This window comes from Mongoliitalea daihaiensis (genome assembly GCF_021596945.1).
Lineage (GTDB): Bacteria > Bacteroidota > Bacteroidia > Cytophagales > Cyclobacteriaceae > Mongoliitalea > Mongoliitalea daihaiensis.
Window position 1 is genome coordinate 4,252,152 of sequence record NZ_CP063779.1, and the last position, 16,311, is coordinate 4,268,462.

General features: G+C 40.3%; 17 protein-coding genes. 8 read left to right on the forward strand and 9 right to left on the reverse strand.

The window, feature by feature from the left end; translation table 11 throughout:
• Positions 1-83: 83 nt before the first annotated feature.
• The 7 genes from IPZ59_RS17995 to IPZ59_RS18025 form a co-directional block, all read right to left on the reverse strand.
• Complete coding sequence (locus tag IPZ59_RS17995; protein ID WP_236137432.1) at positions 84-788, reverse strand: SIMPL domain-containing protein; 705 nt, start codon at positions 786-788, stop codon at positions 84-86.
• 85 nt (positions 789-873) lie between these two features.
• The gene (locus IPZ59_RS18000; protein WP_236137433.1) at positions 874-1,728 is read right to left on the reverse strand and encodes a prephenate dehydrogenase; all 855 of its coding nucleotides are present in this window, start codon (positions 1,726-1,728) and stop codon (positions 874-876) included.
• A 15-nt stretch (positions 1,729-1,743) separates the two neighbouring features.
• Complete coding sequence (locus IPZ59_RS18005; protein ID WP_236137434.1) at positions 1,744-2,886, reverse strand: pyridoxal phosphate-dependent aminotransferase; 1,143 nt, start codon at positions 2,884-2,886, stop codon at positions 1,744-1,746.
• A complete protein-coding gene (locus IPZ59_RS18010) occupies positions 2,883-3,701 on the reverse strand; it encodes a prephenate dehydratase (protein WP_236137435.1) in 819 nt (272 codons plus the stop codon). Before IPZ59_RS18010 ends, IPZ59_RS18005 begins: the two co-directional genes overlap by 4 nt.
• 5 nt (positions 3,702-3,706) lie before the next feature.
• A complete protein-coding gene (locus tag IPZ59_RS18015; protein WP_236137436.1) occupies positions 3,707-4,942 on the reverse strand; it encodes a 3-phosphoshikimate 1-carboxyvinyltransferase in 1,236 nt (411 codons plus the stop codon).
• A 5-nt stretch (positions 4,943-4,947) separates the two neighbouring features.
• Positions 4,948-5,988: a 3-dehydroquinate synthase gene (aroB, locus tag IPZ59_RS18020; protein ID WP_236137437.1), complete on the reverse strand. Its 1,041-nt coding sequence runs from the start codon at positions 5,986-5,988 to the stop codon at positions 4,948-4,950.
• A 115-nt stretch (positions 5,989-6,103) separates the two neighbouring features.
• Positions 6,104-7,204 carry a chorismate mutase gene (locus IPZ59_RS18025; RefSeq protein WP_236137438.1) on the reverse strand — a complete coding sequence of 367 codons (1,101 nt, stop codon included), beginning with the start codon at positions 7,202-7,204 and terminating at the stop codon, positions 6,104-6,106.
• A gap of 766 nt (positions 7,205-7,970) precedes the next feature.
• Here IPZ59_RS18025 and IPZ59_RS18030 point away from each other — a divergent pair.
• The 3 genes from IPZ59_RS18030 to IPZ59_RS18040 all read left to right on the forward strand — a co-directional run bounded on the left by IPZ59_RS18030 (position 7,971) and on the right by IPZ59_RS18040 (position 11,212).
• A complete protein-coding gene (locus IPZ59_RS18030) occupies positions 7,971-8,552 on the forward strand; it encodes a hypothetical protein (protein WP_236137439.1) in 582 nt (193 codons plus the stop codon).
• A gap of 122 nt (positions 8,553-8,674) precedes the next feature.
• Complete coding sequence (locus IPZ59_RS18035) at positions 8,675-10,303, forward strand: acyl-CoA carboxylase subunit beta (protein WP_236137440.1); 1,629 nt, start codon at positions 8,675-8,677, stop codon at positions 10,301-10,303.
• A 66-nt stretch (positions 10,304-10,369) separates the two neighbouring features.
• Positions 10,370-11,212 (forward strand): transglutaminase-like domain-containing protein, encoded by an 843-nt coding sequence (locus IPZ59_RS18040; protein ID WP_236137441.1) that lies wholly within the window; start codon positions 10,370-10,372, stop codon positions 11,210-11,212.
• Here IPZ59_RS18040 and IPZ59_RS18045 read toward each other — a convergent pair whose 3' ends face one another.
• Both IPZ59_RS18045 and IPZ59_RS18050 read right to left on the reverse strand, forming a co-directional pair.
• Positions 11,213-11,800, reverse strand: a complete 588-nt coding sequence (locus IPZ59_RS18045) for a redoxin domain-containing protein (protein WP_236137442.1) — start codon at positions 11,798-11,800, stop codon at positions 11,213-11,215.
• 33 nt (positions 11,801-11,833) lie between these two features.
• Entirely contained in the window at positions 11,834-12,463 is a 630-nt protein-coding gene (locus IPZ59_RS18050; RefSeq protein ID WP_236137443.1) for a 4'-phosphopantetheinyl transferase family protein, read from the reverse strand.
• Positions 12,464-12,500: 37 nt separating this feature from the next.
• On the opposite strand from IPZ59_RS18050, the gene IPZ59_RS18055 reads away from it, so the two are divergent.
• From IPZ59_RS18055 to IPZ59_RS18075, 5 genes are read left to right on the forward strand one after another with little or no spacing between them, the layout of a single operon-like run.
• A complete protein-coding gene (locus IPZ59_RS18055) occupies positions 12,501-13,409 on the forward strand; it encodes a WD40 repeat domain-containing protein (protein WP_236137444.1) in 909 nt (302 codons plus the stop codon).
• A 4-nt stretch (positions 13,410-13,413) separates the two neighbouring features.
• On the forward strand, positions 13,414-14,304 hold the full coding sequence (locus IPZ59_RS18060; RefSeq protein ID WP_236137445.1) for a DivIVA domain-containing protein: 891 nt from the start codon (positions 13,414-13,416) through the stop codon (positions 14,302-14,304).
• A complete protein-coding gene (gene folB / locus IPZ59_RS18065; RefSeq protein ID WP_236137446.1) occupies positions 14,304-14,669 on the forward strand; it encodes a dihydroneopterin aldolase in 366 nt (121 codons plus the stop codon). The genes IPZ59_RS18060 and folB overlap by 1 nt, the downstream gene beginning before the upstream one ends.
• Entirely contained in the window at positions 14,662-15,525 is an 864-nt protein-coding gene (locus tag IPZ59_RS18070; protein WP_236137447.1) for a ChaN family lipoprotein, read from the forward strand. The genes folB and IPZ59_RS18070 overlap by 8 nt, the downstream gene beginning before the upstream one ends.
• A gap of 6 nt (positions 15,526-15,531) precedes the next feature.
• Positions 15,532-15,990, forward strand: coding sequence for a DUF4268 domain-containing protein (locus tag IPZ59_RS18075; RefSeq protein WP_236137448.1), 459 nt, complete (start codon positions 15,532-15,534; stop codon positions 15,988-15,990).
• The last annotated feature ends 321 nt before the right edge of the window (positions 15,991-16,311 follow it).

The window sequence follows — 16,311 nt, forward strand, 5'->3', positions numbered from 1 at the left end:
AAGTCAAAAAATTACTAAAGGCGAAGAATGCAGATAGTTGGTGTGAATATCTATTCCAATACAGAATTCACACCAACGAGTGATTAGTTCATAAAAGCAAAAGAAACCAACACCGAATCAGTGATTTTCTTGGCCTCTGTTTGCAATACGGGTTCCTCATAAGCGATGGATGCATCCATCGCCATAGTTTTCATGGAGCGCATTACAGGTGAAAAACCTTTATCTTGAGTGGAATATTGTACTTTGAACACCTTAATCTCCGCTATCCCCATGGTCTTAGCGATGATTTCTGCTTTGGTACGAGCATCTTCTAAGGCCATTTGTAACAATTTTTCCTGAGATGCTTTCATGGCTTTTTCAGAAACCTGAAACTGCAAGTTGAAGCCAGACTCTACCGAAGTGTGCAAGGCCTCAATTACTTTGGCAAGGTCTTTTTGGGTATCAGAAACGCGCACGCGGGCCATTTGAGAAGCAATGAACCCAATATCCTGATAGGTGCCATCCTTATAAATTCTATCCAAATTGACAGTGTAATTTTCGACAAATAGTTCGTAGGTCTGCACACCTGTCTTTTTCAAAGCCTGCTCCAAGGTACGCATGCGCTTGTTCAATTCATTGGTAGCTTCGGCGGAAGTCCTCCCTTTTTGGGACATATTCAAGTAGATCAATACTTCATCCGGCTGAATACTGATTTCACTTTTTCCCTCAACCTCAATTAAAGGAACTTGCTGTGCCATTGCTCCCAATAATAGGAACATCCCGGCGATGGTCAAAAGAAGCTTTCTCATAGTCTTGTTGGTTTAACTGAAAGACCAAATTCAAAAAGTGGTCCATGCAGCAAATTACCAAGAATTTTTAACAAGTCTTAAGAAATCAACTCTTTCCTCCCAAGTCCAATACATCTCGTATCTGATTGATTTCCTGCATCTCCTGATACAATCCATCAAAATCCTCTGATTCAATTTTTTGTTTGAATCCTTGTAAACAGTCGATGTATTTTCCTAAAGCTTCTAGTACATTCCCTTTATTTTCTAAAACGATGGGAGCCCACATAGCGGGGGAACTTTTAGCCAATCGTACCGTAGAGGCAAAACCTGATCCTGCCATATCAAAAATATTGCGATCATCCTCCATTTTGTCTAACACCGTTTTCCCCAACATAAAAGAGGAAATATGGGACAAGTGAGAAACAAATGCCAATTGTCTATCATGCTCCTCTGGATCCATAAAGCGGATTTTCATATTCAAAGCCTCCAAGGCATCATACGCTTTCGCTTTCAAGTGGATATCAGTCTTCTCCATTTCACAAATGATAAAGACTTTTCTGTCCAATAAGCTATCAAAAGCAGCTTTAGGACCACTGTACTCCGTACCTGCTATCGGGTGTCCTGCTAAAAACTGTGCTCGCTTGGGGTGATTTGCCACGGCTTTACATAAAGCTTCTTTGGTAGATCCAAAATCAACCACAAGCGTCTCCGGACCAACTCCATCCAAGGTTTGAACTAATATCTCAGCAAGCGTATTCGCTGGCGTGGCTAAAATGACTAGATCAGTATCTGCATCTGCCTTTTCATGAACTTTATCAATGATTCCTAACGTGAGGGCATCTTTTTGATTTTGAACATCGATGTCAAATCCGGTGATGGAAATTTCCGGTTTGGACTTACGTAATCCTAAGGCGAAAGAACCTCCTAATAAACCCAAACCTATAATGTGTACTTTTTTCATGCTTGTATTGGTTATCTATAATCGATTGATTGCTTCTTGAATTTTTTCTTCAGTGACACATAAGGAAAAGCGCACATAACCTTCCCCTTCCGAGCCAAAGACTGTTCCTGGGGTAGTGAAAATATTTTTTTCGTACAGGAGTTGATCACAAGCTTCTGTTGCTGAAACTCCATGTGGTACTTGAGCCCAAACAAAAAGCCCAGCTGTATCAATGCTATATCCCCAGCCCAATTTGTCGAGCAACTGAAAAATTAGCTTTTTGCGAGCTCCGTATTGCTTATTTAATTCTTGATACCAGTCATTTCCCAGTACCAATGCCTGCACAGCACCTTCTTGGATTCCTTTCAACATCCCTGAATCCATATTGGATTTGACCGTGGCGATTACCTGAACCCAATCGGCTCTTCCTACCAACATGCCCACTCTCCAACCGGCCATATTGCTTGATTTACTCAAAGAGGTAAGTTCAAGGGCTACTTCTTTGGCTCCGTCCACCTGAAATATGCTTTTGGGTTGCTCTTCCAAAACGTGGCTATACGGATTATCATGGATCAAGACTAATTGATGCTTTTGGCAGAAGGCAAGCAGTTTTTCAAATAACTGCACATCTGCTTTGGCGCCTGATGGCATATGCGGGTAGTTGGCAAACATGATTTTGACCTTACTCAAATCAAGCGCTTCGAGCGCATCAAAATCCGGCCAATAATTATAGCTTGCTTTCAAAGCATAAGATATGGGCTCTGCCTGAAGCAGCCTTGCCACCGAACTGTAGGTTGGATATCCAGGGTTAGGGATTAGCACCTGATCTCCAGGATTCAAAAAAGCCAAACTTGCATGCATGATCCCTTCTTTGGAACCCATTAAGGGGAGGACTTCGCTCGTGTGATCTTTTGTAACTCCATATTGACTTTGGTAAAAATCAGCCATTGCTTTTCTCAGTGCTGGAATACCTTGATAGGCCTGATAGCCATGATTGGCGGGATTTTCAACACTTTGCGTGATTGCTTGAATAACACTGGCATCAGGCATACCATCGGGACTACCAATCCCCATGTGAATGATTGGCTTTCCAGCAGCAATCAAGCCTTGTACTTCTTTCAATTTTTTGGAAAAATAGTACTCTTCCGTATGTTTCAATCGCTCTGCAAACCCCTTCATACCCGTTGATTTGAATACAGCCCAACCAACAAAAAGGCTTCCATTTCAGACTGAACTTGTGCCATTGCCTGTTCAAAATACTCCTGTCGCGCAAAAACCGTATCAATAAAAAAGGAGTAATTCCAAGGCTGATCAATGACCGGCACTGACTGTATCTTGCTCAAATCCAAACCTGCCTCCGCAAATCGACTGAGCAAACGAGCTAAACTTCCTTTTTGATTGGAAATGGTGATTTTCATGGAGGCTTTGGTAACCTCTGAGTTCCAAGTTGGTACTTTTTTCTCTAATATAATAAAGCGGGTAAAGTTATTTTTTACAGTTTGGATATCCGCTGCCAGAATGTCTAAACCATAAATCTCAGCAGCCACCTTACTCGCAATCGCTCCCACTCCTGTTAACTCTTCTCGTGCTATCCTTCTGGCTACTGTTGCAGTATCAATATCATCAATCAATTGGATTTGAGGATATTGCTGAAAAAACTGCTTGCACTGTAACAAAGCCATCGGATGCGAACGAACTTCTACCAAATTGGCGATTTGCTGACCTGGCAACACCAAAAGTTGGTGAGCAATCGGCAAGTAATATTCTTCTTTGATAAAAAGTTCATATCTATCTAGCAATTCATAATTAGGTAAAATTGCCCCAGCAATGGAATTTTCTATAGCCATCACACTGTAATCCACCACGTCGTTAGCTAGTGCTTTTGCCACCTCCTCAAAGGTTTTAAATTCATGGATAGTGACTTGGTCTCCAAACACTTGTAAGGCAACTTGATGATGGAATGAACCCTGAATCCCTTGAATTGCTATTTTCATAAAAGTCAGAAAATTGAATTTATGAGTGATACATGTCTCCAAAAACTTGGATATGATTTATTAACAACCTTCGGATCTTCAATTGTTACACGGGTTTTGGTCATCAAAGGCATAAAAGCCATAGCCATGCGGTGATCATCATAAGTAGCAATCGTAACTTCCACAGGCATATCTACTGATGGAATCAACGTAAATGCTCCATTTTTTTCCTCCACTAACGAAGCATGGAACTTCGCGAGCTCCTGCTGCAATGCGAAAATTCTGTCAGTCTCTTTGATTCGCAAACTTTCCAAACCCGTAAACACAGATTTTTGGCCAATGATGGCACATGTGACAGCTACAGTCTGAGCAAGATCAGGGCAATGCGTAAAGTCGTAGGATGGGAAACCTTTAACCGGTTGCTTGGTCAACATCAGTCCTGAATCTGTAAATTTACTTTTGACACCAAGACAATCCATTATCTCAACGATGGCAGAGTCTCCCTGTAGGCTTTCTGATTTTAAGCCTTTCAAAAACAGCGAACCACTATCCGCACATGCTAGTAAGCTAAACCAATAGCTAGCACCCGACCAATCCGATTCTACTGCAAAAGCTGTAGGCCTGTACGCCTGTGGAGCTACGAAAATGACATTTTCTTTCCAAGAATACTGTATACCAAACTGCTTCATCAACTGAAGGGTCATTTCTATGTAAGTCCTGGAACCTACTTTTCCCTCCAAGGTCAATTCCAATCCTTCAGGCAAAGTCGGGGCAATCATCAAAAGCGCTGATATATATTGACTACTCACATCTCCTCTGATCGAAACTTTATTGGATAGTTGACTTTTCATGCCATGAACTGCCAAGGGTGGAAACCCTTCCTCATTCATATAATGGATCTCAGCGCCGATCGTCCTTAAGGCATCTACCAAAATACCAATCGGTCTTTGGCACATGCGTGCAGTTCCCGTCAGCACTTTATATTGGTTGTTGGCAGCAACAAAAGCTGTCAAAAAACGCATGGTCGTACCTGCGTCCAAGACATCCAACACAGGAGGATTTTCCTTCAGTAATCGAATCATTGTCTGCGTATCACGCGCCTCTGCCAAATTACTCAACTGATTTTCACCTTTGGTCAGTGCATCGATGATCAGTGCTCGATTACTTTCGCTTTTGGAGGAAGGTAAGGGGATTTCTGTGTATGAAAATTCGCTGATCTGTGGTAAGAGGACCGTCGAATGAGTGGTATGTTCTGAATTCATAATACTTAAACTAAACTACTGCTGTAAGAAGCAATGGCACTTTTAATTTCTTCTTCACTGACTGCAATATCATAATCACACTGACCAATTTTTCTTAACAAAGAAAAGCGTACGCTGCTGCCAACATTTTTCTTATCCTGTTTGCATAAAGCAACTATTTGATCGACATCATCTGAGTCAATGGAAATCTTCCCGTAGACTTCCAAAAGTGACGGTATGATTTCATTCATGTCACTTAAGGCCAATCCTGCCTTTTGATGGGAGAGAAATGCTTCTGCTATCATTCCAGCAGCAATGGCTTCTCCATGTAACAAATGTTTTGGCCCATCCAAGTAAAAGGATTCCAACGCATGACCGATCGTGTGACCAAAATTGAGAATCTTCCGAAGACCTGATTCTTTAGGGTCTTTGTCTACTACGTCCCGTTTGATCGCAATTGACTTTTCAATGATAGTTCTCCAGTCCTGTTCCTCCCAATTACTTTTCCGAAGGGAACGAAAATAGTTAACATTTGCTATTAACCCATGCTTGAGAACTTCTGCATAGCCAGATCGTAATTCTTCTTTAGGAAGTGTTTGAAGAAAAAGGTCTGCTACTAGTACTGTTTCTGGCTCGGTAAAAACCCCAATATGATTTTTGAACCCCTGAAAATCAATGCCTAGCTTACCTCCAACACTGGCATCTACTTGGGAAAGTAAGGTGGTGGGCACGTTAATAAACCGAATGCCACGCTTATATGTGGCAGCACAAAACCCACCCATATCGCCAACCACTCCACCTCCAACATTGATGACCAATGCTTTCCTGTCAAAGCCTTGATCGGTCATCCATTGCCAAATTTGTGTACAGGTTTGAAGATTCTTGTGGGCTTCACCTGCCTGAAATGTCATCAATGCATGACTTTCTGGCAAAGCTTCTTGGATCAATGGGTAGCAATACTTTACCGTATTAGTGTCGGTTATCACCCCAATACCGGAGTAACCCATTTGTGAAATTAAATGCTGCAAGTCCTGTGCAGGGTTCTGAGAAAAGTGAACAGATTTCAAGTCAAGAAAGGTTAGGTTATACTAATTTACACCAACCAATTTCAAGATAGCAACCGAAGAAGCTGCTATTCTTGAAAATGGTTGAGAAACTATTGTAAGTATTGAATGGACGAAATTAAGCTTTTTTGACTGGTTCAGCCTCCCTAATTTGTTTTTCTTGTCTTTTGACTGACTCCTCGTGTATGCAGTAAAGCAATTCTTTCATGAATTTTTCACTTAGGTTTTTGGCTACCCCTTTCTTAGTTCGGGATTCCATTACAAATTTCCATCTATCTGACTGAAATACGGTCAAATGTCTTTCACGCTTATAGGCTCCAATTTGATCAATCATAGAGAAACGCTCCTGTAGGATGTCTAGCAATTGATCATCTAAATGATCCACGGCATTTCTCAAATCATTCAAATGCTCATCAGGATTGATTTCAACTGTATTGTCAATGAAATCAATCTGTGAGAGGATTTCCTTCAATCTGGCAGGAGTCACTTGCTGTTTGGCGTCCGACCAAGCATTATCGGGATCGTGGTGAGTCTCAATCATCAATCCATCGAGACCGAAATTGATTGCCCGCTGTGCTGTCTCCAAAATACCTTCTCTGTTACCCACGATATGGGATGGGTCATTGATTACTTGCATACCTGGCCATTCTCTTTTTAAGTGAATAGGCATAGACCAATTAGGTTTGTTTCGGAAGCGTTTATCATAGGAGTCAGAAAATCCGCGGTGAATAGCAGCAAGCTTGTGTATTCCCACCGTAGAAAAACGCTCCAACGCTCCTAACCACAACTGTAAATCAGGATTCATAGGATTTTTCACCATCACAGGGATATCCACTCCTCTCAAAGCATCTGCGATTTCTTGTACAGCAAACGGGTTTACGGTTGTTCTTGCCCCTACCCACAACACATCTACCTTATGTTTTAATGCCATTTCTACGTGGGCAGCATTTCCAACTTCAGTGGTGATGGGAATATTTAGGATATTTCTTACGATTTCCATCCATGTCAAGCCCTCTTCTCCAATACCTTCAAACATCCCAGGTCTTGTACGTGGCTTCCAGATTCCAGCACGAAATATATCTGGCACCATATTCTGATTTTTCATTTCCAAACAAACTTTTTCAATTTGTTCGGGTGTCTCGGCGCTACAAGGGCCTGCAATGATGGTATGGCCGCTTAAGCCTAAACCCCAGTCTTTGATTTGTAAGTGGTTACTCATGATGAATTGGTTTTAATAAAAAAAGCCCGACTCTTTCGAATCGGGCTTTTTTTGTGGTTATATCTTTTTATTTTTTTACCAAGCAATAAGCAGCTCCGATTCGACCTTCCAGACGAAAATAAAAGTAAAAGAAAGTAAAATAAGTAAGTGCTGCGATTAACATGTTTCAAATGTATGCGACTGATTTTTAAAAACAAATTTATTTTCGAATATTTTTTTAAAATTATCACAAGAAAAGTTACCCAACGATACAAATCCAATAATTGAAACCCTATCCCTTTAAAATACAGAAGAATATTTGGGGGTTCGGCAATATCTTTTTAGAAAAAAAGTAGGCCATGAATTTGGCACATCGGCATGCTTTGACAAGCTCGCCAACCCAGCTCGGTGACTCGGATCATTTTTGGGAAAAGAGTGGAGAAGAGAACGGACGGCGCTGCCGTCAAGACCCCAATTCCACCTCCTTTTCATTTAATCAGGGATTTTAAAAGAAAATTTGCCCTATCTACTCAATTGTAACAATTAAAATCACAAGAAATGAGTAATGACCCAAAATCAGAATTTTATTTCGTCTTAGAGAAAAGTAACACAGGAATAAGGGTGAATAGAGCCCTCCCACAATAGCTTAACTCAATCCATAAATTAAATACATTTTATCCATAAAAAACTTTCATAGTTTAATCAAGTATAAAAATTATTCAATTTTAAACCTAAAATAGCTGACATCGTATCACATACCAATAAACCAACTTAAATAACCAAAATTATGAAAGCATTACTCGCCACAGCCATTTGCGCAATCTTGAGCACCGGAATGGTGCATTCGTCAGAAGATGAGTTGCGTGCATTAACAAATGTAACTGCCAAAGATCAGCGTGTGAAAGTAGCCTTGAGGGAAGGAGCAGGTAAGGTAAGAATCAGTATTCTTGATGAAAACGGACGATACTTGTACCAAAAGCGTGTGAAAGCAGATAAAGATTTGAAGTTACCTTTCAATCTTTCTCAATTGCCGGAAGGTGAATATCAGATAAAAATCAGAAGAGCGGATAATCCAGAAGAAAAATTAATCCATACCATTGTCAATAAAGCTCCACTTCCCGCACCAAACCCATTAGTTGCCTTTGGTAAAATATTGGATGATAACTCAGTAAGATTAAAAGTAATTGGCTTAGAAGAGCCGAGAGTGTCTATCAGAATCACAGATGCATTTGGAAGAAATGTTCACAGTGAATTTGTAGATCATCCAGAGGGATTCAGTAGAATTTACCATTTAAGAAATGTAGATCCATCAGGTTTAGCGATATCATTGAGAGATGCTGCAGGTAGAAGTAAAACAATTCTATTGTAATAAGTGAAAAGGGGCTCAAATGAGCCTCTTTTTTATTGCCCCTACCGATATTCAAATTCTATTTGTCGATTTAGTGGTTTATCAGTTTATTAGCAGTCCGAAAACTAAACCCAAATGACTTTATGGATATCGCATTTAACCAAAATGAAGATCAGATCAAGCAATTACTTTTTAAACTACAACACAAGTCAGAAGTAGTCAGTCTTGGCGGAGGTAAATCCCGCATAGCTAAAGAGCATGAAAAAGGAAAGTTAACCGCGAGAGAGCGTATTCAATACTTATTGGACGAAGGAAAGGAATTTTTGGAGGTGGGGGCCTTTGCTGCCGATGGGATGTACGAAGAAGAAGGCGGCTGTCCTTCGGCTGGAGTTGTCAGCATCATTGGATACGTCCAAGACCGACTGTGCATAGTAGTGGCTAATGATGCCACAGTGAAAGCGGGAGCATGGTTTCCTATGACAGCGAAAAAAAACCTGAGAGCTCAAGAAATCGCTTTGGAAAATAGGCTACCAATCATCTACTTAGTAGATAGTGCGGGTGTTTATCTCCCCATGCAAAATGAAATTTTCCCGGATAAAGAACATTTTGGTAGACAATTTAGAAACAATGCTAAAATGTCTGCTTTAGGCATTATTCAGGTAGCAGCAATTATGGGCAGCTGCGTAGCCGGTGGTGCCTACTTACCAATCATGTCTGACGAAGCCATGATTGTCGACAAGACAGGCTCCATATTCTTAGCGGGCTCTTACCTAGTACGTGCAGCAATCGGTGAAGTAGTTGATAATGAAACCTTAGGAGGTGCCACTACGCACTGCGAAATTTCAGGAGTTACTGACAACAAGTATGACAGCGATCAGGAGTGCTTAGATGCTATCAAAAACATTTTCAATAAAATAGGTCACTTTGAAAAAGCAGGATTTGATCGTAAAGAGTCTCAAAAGCCTGCTTTGGACGAAAAAGAATTATATGGTGTATTCCCTGCTGACCGTGTCAAGCCATACGATATGCTAGACATCCTCAAGCGATTAGTGGATAATTCTGAATTGGATGAATACAAAAAAGACTATGGGAAAACCTTGATTTGTGCTACTGCGAGAATTGATGGGTGGGCCGTAGGAATCGTTGCCAATCAACGGAAGATCGTCAAAAATAAAAAGGGTGAAATGCAAATGGGTGGGGTAATTTATTCCGATTCTGCTGACAAAGCCGCCCGCTTCATTATGAATTGCAATCAGCGCCGGATTCCATTGGTTTTTGTGCAAGATGTATCAGGCTTTATGGTTGGAAGCAAAGCTGAACATGGTGGAATTATCAAAGACGGTGCAAAAATGGTCAATGCCATGGCTAATTCGGTAGTTCCGAAATTCACCATCATCGTAGGCAACTCTTATGGTGCGGGAAATTATGCCATGTGTGGAAAAGCCTATGATCCACGCTTGATATACAGTTGGCCTACAGCACAAATGGCCGTAATGAGCGGAGCTTCCGCTGCCAAAACACTCCTACAAATTAAAGTTGCTTCTCTGAAAAAATCAGGTCAAGAAATTACGCCTGAGGCAGAGCAAAAATTATTGCAGGAAATTACTGACAAATATAATGAAGAGTTGAGCCCTTACTATGCTGCCTCCCGATTATGGGTTGATGGAGTGATTGATCCATTGGAGACAAGAAAAGTAATTAGTATGGGTATTGAAGCAGCTAACCATGCTCCAATTACCGAGCGATTCAATGTGGGAGTAATTCAAACTTGATTTTCTGGTTCCTAATGGAATTCATTTTACAACTTTTACGTATCTTATACAAGAATCTACCAATTCATGGATAAACTTACGGATAAAGAACTGCATGCCCTTGTTTCCCTTTTAGATGACTCTGACTGGGAAGTAAAGACACATGTGAAAGATCGCCTCGTGGCATTAGGTCAAGAGGTGATCCCTTTTTTAGAAAAAAAATGGGAAGATTGCTTCAACCCGGAATTACAACGGGAAATTGAGGAGTTGGTACACACGCTTCAATTCACCCAATTAAAAAATCGCTTACTCAATTGGAAAAACAATAAGGAACAGGATCTATTGACCGGTTTATGGTTGATCAATACCTACCAATACCCCGACTTGGAATTCAAAAAACTTCAGGCGGAGATGAATCAGATTTACTTTGAAGTGTGGACTGCATTTAAAAATGATTTACAACCTTACGAACAGGTCAAAATCATCAATTCCATTCTTTTCAACCATTTTAAATTCTCAGCAAACACCAAAAACTTTCATTCTCCCGCTAATAGCATGCTTTCCAATGTATTGGAAAGCAAAAAAGGAAATCCAATTTCCCTCTGTTCCATTTATTTATTGGTGGCACAAAAGCTAGGAATTCCTATTTATGGAGTCAATTTACCGAATTTGTTTATCTTGACCTACAAAACTGAGGATGTACGCTTCTACATCAACGCATTTAATAAAGGAGTCGTATTCACCAAAAAAGACATCAGCAATTACCTGGAGCATTTAAATATTGCCCCACAAGATGATTTCTATGAGCCCTGTACCAATACCGTCATCGTCAAAAGATTCCTGAGAAACCTTTACCTGACTTTTGAGAAATTTGGTGAAGTAGACAAAACCCAAGAAATTAAGGAATTGATAGCTATCTTAGAAAGCTGATCAAGAACCAACATAACGCAAGTTACACCCAACCGGTCTACTGGACATAGGGCTTGGACTACGCCGACTTAAGATTGCTTGAAGAGCATTTTCCAAATATTTGATACTTGCATTGGCTGCTATCTGCGGGTTATTGTCAATTGCACCCCTATAAGCTATAGATGCTCCAGTAGGGGAAAAAGTAATTACAACCACCTCAGGTAATTTTGTAATTTCAAATGATCGGGCTACTTCCTGACTGATATCCATCAAAAAAGGGAACTTCATTTCTTTGGTTTTCACCCGTTGCTGTATCTTCGCTTGCGACTCTTCATCATCCATTGCTGCCAATGGATTGATCAAAGCAAAGGATATCCCTTTAGAATCAAATTCCTGATGCAGAGCGATTAGCCTGTCTTCATACAATCGACTAAAGGGGCAATTCAACCCCGTGAAAACCAATACCACTGCTGTTTGTTGATTGAAATCTTCCAAACTTATTTCCTGCCCATCTACTGCATTTTGAAGGGTGAAGTTTTCAACTCGCTGTGCCATCAAAGTGCCTGTTGCAAGCAAAACAAGAGTACAAATGGTAAGATATCGTTTCATGGCTTTGAGTTTAGCATAATACTATCAAAAATTCTACCAGATTGTATACGTCAACACAAATTCTCCTTCATGAATGACTTTCACAGTGTAATGATGGTCCGAGAATTCCGTTCCTACAATTTTCCCTCGAATAACTGACGACTCACTAGAAAAAGCCTCCAATACAATATTGTCTTTCAAACTCACCCCTCTTTTCCCCTGACATTTAAAAATAGATTCCTTCGCAGACCAAGCAATGGTATGCAGCAATTCATCTTTTTCCAAATAATCCATTTCTTCTGTACACAGGAATTTAGGTGCCAAACGAACAATTTTTGGACGAATGTAATCTAGGTCAATCCCTACAGGCATATCTCTATGAAAAATGGCAGCTGCTAGATTTTGGGTATGTGTAAGGGAAACATATCCATATCCATCCATCGGATGAGATTTCCCAAACTCATCCTTAAAAAACCCCGGGTATGGTAAAGAAATCCCATCCAAAGCCTGCTTGACAGCCATTCGGGCACTCTTCCATTCTATTCGCTTAGAGTCACGGGAAATGTTTGCCATTGAAAGTTTCTCCCTAAAACTTAAAAAATCCATCCCATTATCCGATATCTCTTCAATATTCTTCACAGCATAGGCTGATAAAGGACTTATTTTTTCTATTTTTGTTTGCATAGGCCCTCGCGGGATTATTTATATATCGCTGCAATTTATGTTAAAAATTCAAGTTAATAAACTTCATAGCCTTACAGGCCACAATGATTGCATCTATGCATTGACAGAAGGGCCTGATCCTAGGTTCTTTTATACGGGTTCAGGAGACGGCATGGTTGTAGAATGGGATTTAGATAACCCCAAAGATGGCAAGCTGATGGCAAAAGTAGGGCATTCAGTTTATGCTTTAGAAGTAGATAAGGAACGAAACCTATTATTTGTAGGACATAATTTTGAAGGTATCCACGCCATCGATTTAGAAAACAGTAAAGAACTGTGGTCACTTAAAATCACAGATCAATCCATTTTTGATATCAAAGCTATCGGTAACGAACTTTACATAGGTAGTGGAGACGGTATTATTCATGTCATAGATATCGAACAAAGAGCTGTCAAAAAGCATATCAAGATCAGCAAAAAGAGTGTTCGAGTGCTCGCTATAGACCCCACACGGAAACAACTTGCAGCGGGTCTAAGTGATCATAGCATTAAAATCATCAACCTTTCCGACCACAGCCCAATCCATAGCTTGGATGCACATAACAATTCCGTTTTTGGCTTGGCATATGCACCTAATAAACCAATTTTAGTATCGGGCGGAAGAGATGCTTACATGAATATATGGGATACAGAACGATATTATTTACAAGAATCCATCGTCGCGCACATGTTTGCAATCAACTATATCTCTTTCAGGGAAGATGGCAAATACTATGTCACCTGTAGCATGGACAAGTCAATCAAAGTTTGGGAAGCAGAAAACCACCGACTCCTGAAGGTGATAGATAAAGCAAGATACGCAGGGCACGGAACATCCATTAACAAGGTACTTTGGAGTACCTACAATCAATCCATCATCTCTATCAGCGATGATCGTAGTATTTCAATTTGGCAAGTAGAACTTTAAAAACATGAAAATAACCGCAACCGAAATCAGAGAAAAAACCTTTGAAAAAAATTTTAGAGGATACGATAAAGACGAAGTTACCAACTTTTTAACTTCTCTCTCCAAAGATTGGGAGATGCTTCTAGAGGAAAAGGCTAAGCTAGAAGTAGAATTATCCAAAGCTCAAGCAGAAGCCAATAAGCTCAAACAGGTTGAAGAATCGCTTTTTCGTACGCTGAAAACTGCAGAGGATACAGGTGCGAGTATCATTGAAGAAGCCTCAACCGCTGCAGATGAGATTATGAGTGCAGCTAAAGAAAACTCTGAAGGTATGCTTAAAGATGCACAGAGAAAAGCTGATAAAATATTGGCTTTAGCAGAAATGAAATCCAAAGAAATACTTGAAGGCATTAAAGCGGATGTAACAGGTATGATCCGAAATTATGAGCATTTAATAGCACAGCGGGATTTAATCCTCCGAAATCTCCAAAAGTTGACCGAAGATATCCAAGATGACATAACGGTATCCAATGAAACCTTTAAAAAAGTGAACTTATCTATTTATGAGGAAATGGTTCAAAATTTCGCCAAACCAAAGACGGCCATCATCTTACCTGACGAAGAAGTCCCCCTTGAACCTGAAGTCCTAAACTCCGAGGAGGAAGTAGCTATTGAAGTCAACCTAAATGTAGACACCACTAGTCCCGAGATAACCAAGGAAACAGAAGAAGTTAAAACTGAAAGCCAAGAGACTACAGAAGCTACAATTACGGTTGAAACCCCAAAGACTCTGCATCAAGAAGTCGAAGAAAAATTGGAAAATCCCCCAATAGAGGAAACTCCAAAACAAGAAGAGGAAGCTTCAACTGAAGATCCCAAGAAAAAAGGAGGCTCATTTTTCGATCAATTTGACTAATGGGTACAGTTCGATTAGAAGGGGCTTCATTTTATGCCTACCATGGTGTCTATCCAGAAGAGAAAGTCTTGGGAAATCAATTTCTGGTGGATATTGAATTGACTTATTCCTTCAGAAAAGCAATGGAAGAAGACGCCCTGGAAGGAACAGTGGATTATGGAGAACTATACGCCATTACCTCCAAACATATGCAAACGCCAGTAAAGCTTTTAGAACATCTAGCGCACTTAATTATAGAAGAAACATTACAAATGTACCCTGAAAGCCAACGCATTGCAGTAACTATAAAAAAACAGCAGCCGGCTGTCGGGGGATTAGTAGCCTACTCCTCTGTTACCGTAAATTATCCCGAAGACTATGACTAAACACATATTTGGAATCATCCTTTTGATAATTTTATCATGGAGCTCTCATGCTCAAACTACTTCTTATAGAGTATTTGATAAATCTGGTAGAGAAGTAAGTTTTGAAGCTATTGTGGAAGAAGCAAAAGGAGCACAGCTTATCTTTTTTGGAGAATTACACAACAACACCGTAGCTCATTGGCTGCAGCTGCAACTCTTAAAAAGTTTACAACCAAGCAATGAGAAACTCATGCTAGCAGGGGAATTTTTCGAACGGGATGATCAGTTAAATATCGATGAGTGGATGGCAGGCTGGATGACTGATAAATCCTTCGAAACAGAGGCTAAGCTTTGGAATAACTATGCAACTGATTACAAGCCGTTAATGCTATTTGCTAAAACTCACCAGATCCCATTTATAGCTTCAAATATTCCAAGAAAATACGCTTCATTGGTTAGCAAAGAGGGATTAGAAGGATTGGAAAAACTCAGCTCGGAAGCTAAGCAATACATCGCTCCCCTGCCAGTGACCGTTGATCGTAATCTTCCAGCTTATGCTGCTATGCGGGAAATGATGCATGGCAGCTCTATGAACTTGGATTTTATGATCGATGCGCAAGCTATCAAAGATGCAACTATGGCATATTCTATGCAAGCATTCCTAGCGAAGGGACATCAAATTCTACATGTGAATGGCTCCTATCATAGCAACTTCTACGAAGGCATTGTATGGTATATACGACAAGAGTTTCCCAGCTTACCTATTTTAACTATTAATACTGTAGAACAAGCTGATTTATCAAGTATAGATGAGCGCATGATGCTAAGTGCAGACTTTATCATCGTCACACCTACGGACATTCCCAAAAGTTACTAAGCGCGCATGTACTCCAAAGCTGAGCTCGCCAAAATACGAAAAGAATTTTGGACTACATTTGGGCAGTATATGAAGCCCGTTCCTTCTGCTTTTGGGCATAGCAAGATGAATTGGCAGAATTATAAAACAGGTGTCAAAGATATCTACTTTCGCATGAAGGCCGAGCGTGACTTTGCTTCCATAGGCATAGAAATCACCCACAAAGACGAAGAATTGCAAGCCCTCTTTTTTCAACAATTCCAACAATTCCGAAAACTCTTAGAAGCAGAAACCCAGGAAGTTTGGGATTGGGAGTTGCATGCAAGCGATGACTTCGGTCAAACTTATTCCTATATCCAATGTTACCAAGCTGGTCTAAACGTACTCAACAAAGAGCACTGGCCAGCAATTATCTCTTTTTTAAAGCCAAGAATCATGGCCTTAGATCGCTTTTGGGAAAATATCAAACCTGGATTTGAGGAATGAAATGGAATAAAAGAATGAAGGCGGAAGGTGAAGAATGAAGGGTGAAGAATCTAGAAGCGAGAGACAAATGACACAAGAATCAAGAGAGGGGTGAAAGGAAATATGCTAGCGCGAAATAAAATTGAAATATGCCTACGGCGAAATATTTGTGGCGTGTAGATAAGAGAATTATTCTTTAAAAAAGTGTCAAGTATTTTCAGGACGAGACAAGTTTTTTACTCACTTTTCACAGCTAATATCTCCTCCAATGCCAGGGCTTGAAAGCCACAGCAATTGATTGGCAAATCCATCTTCAAAGCATCTGAATTTCAGATAACAACA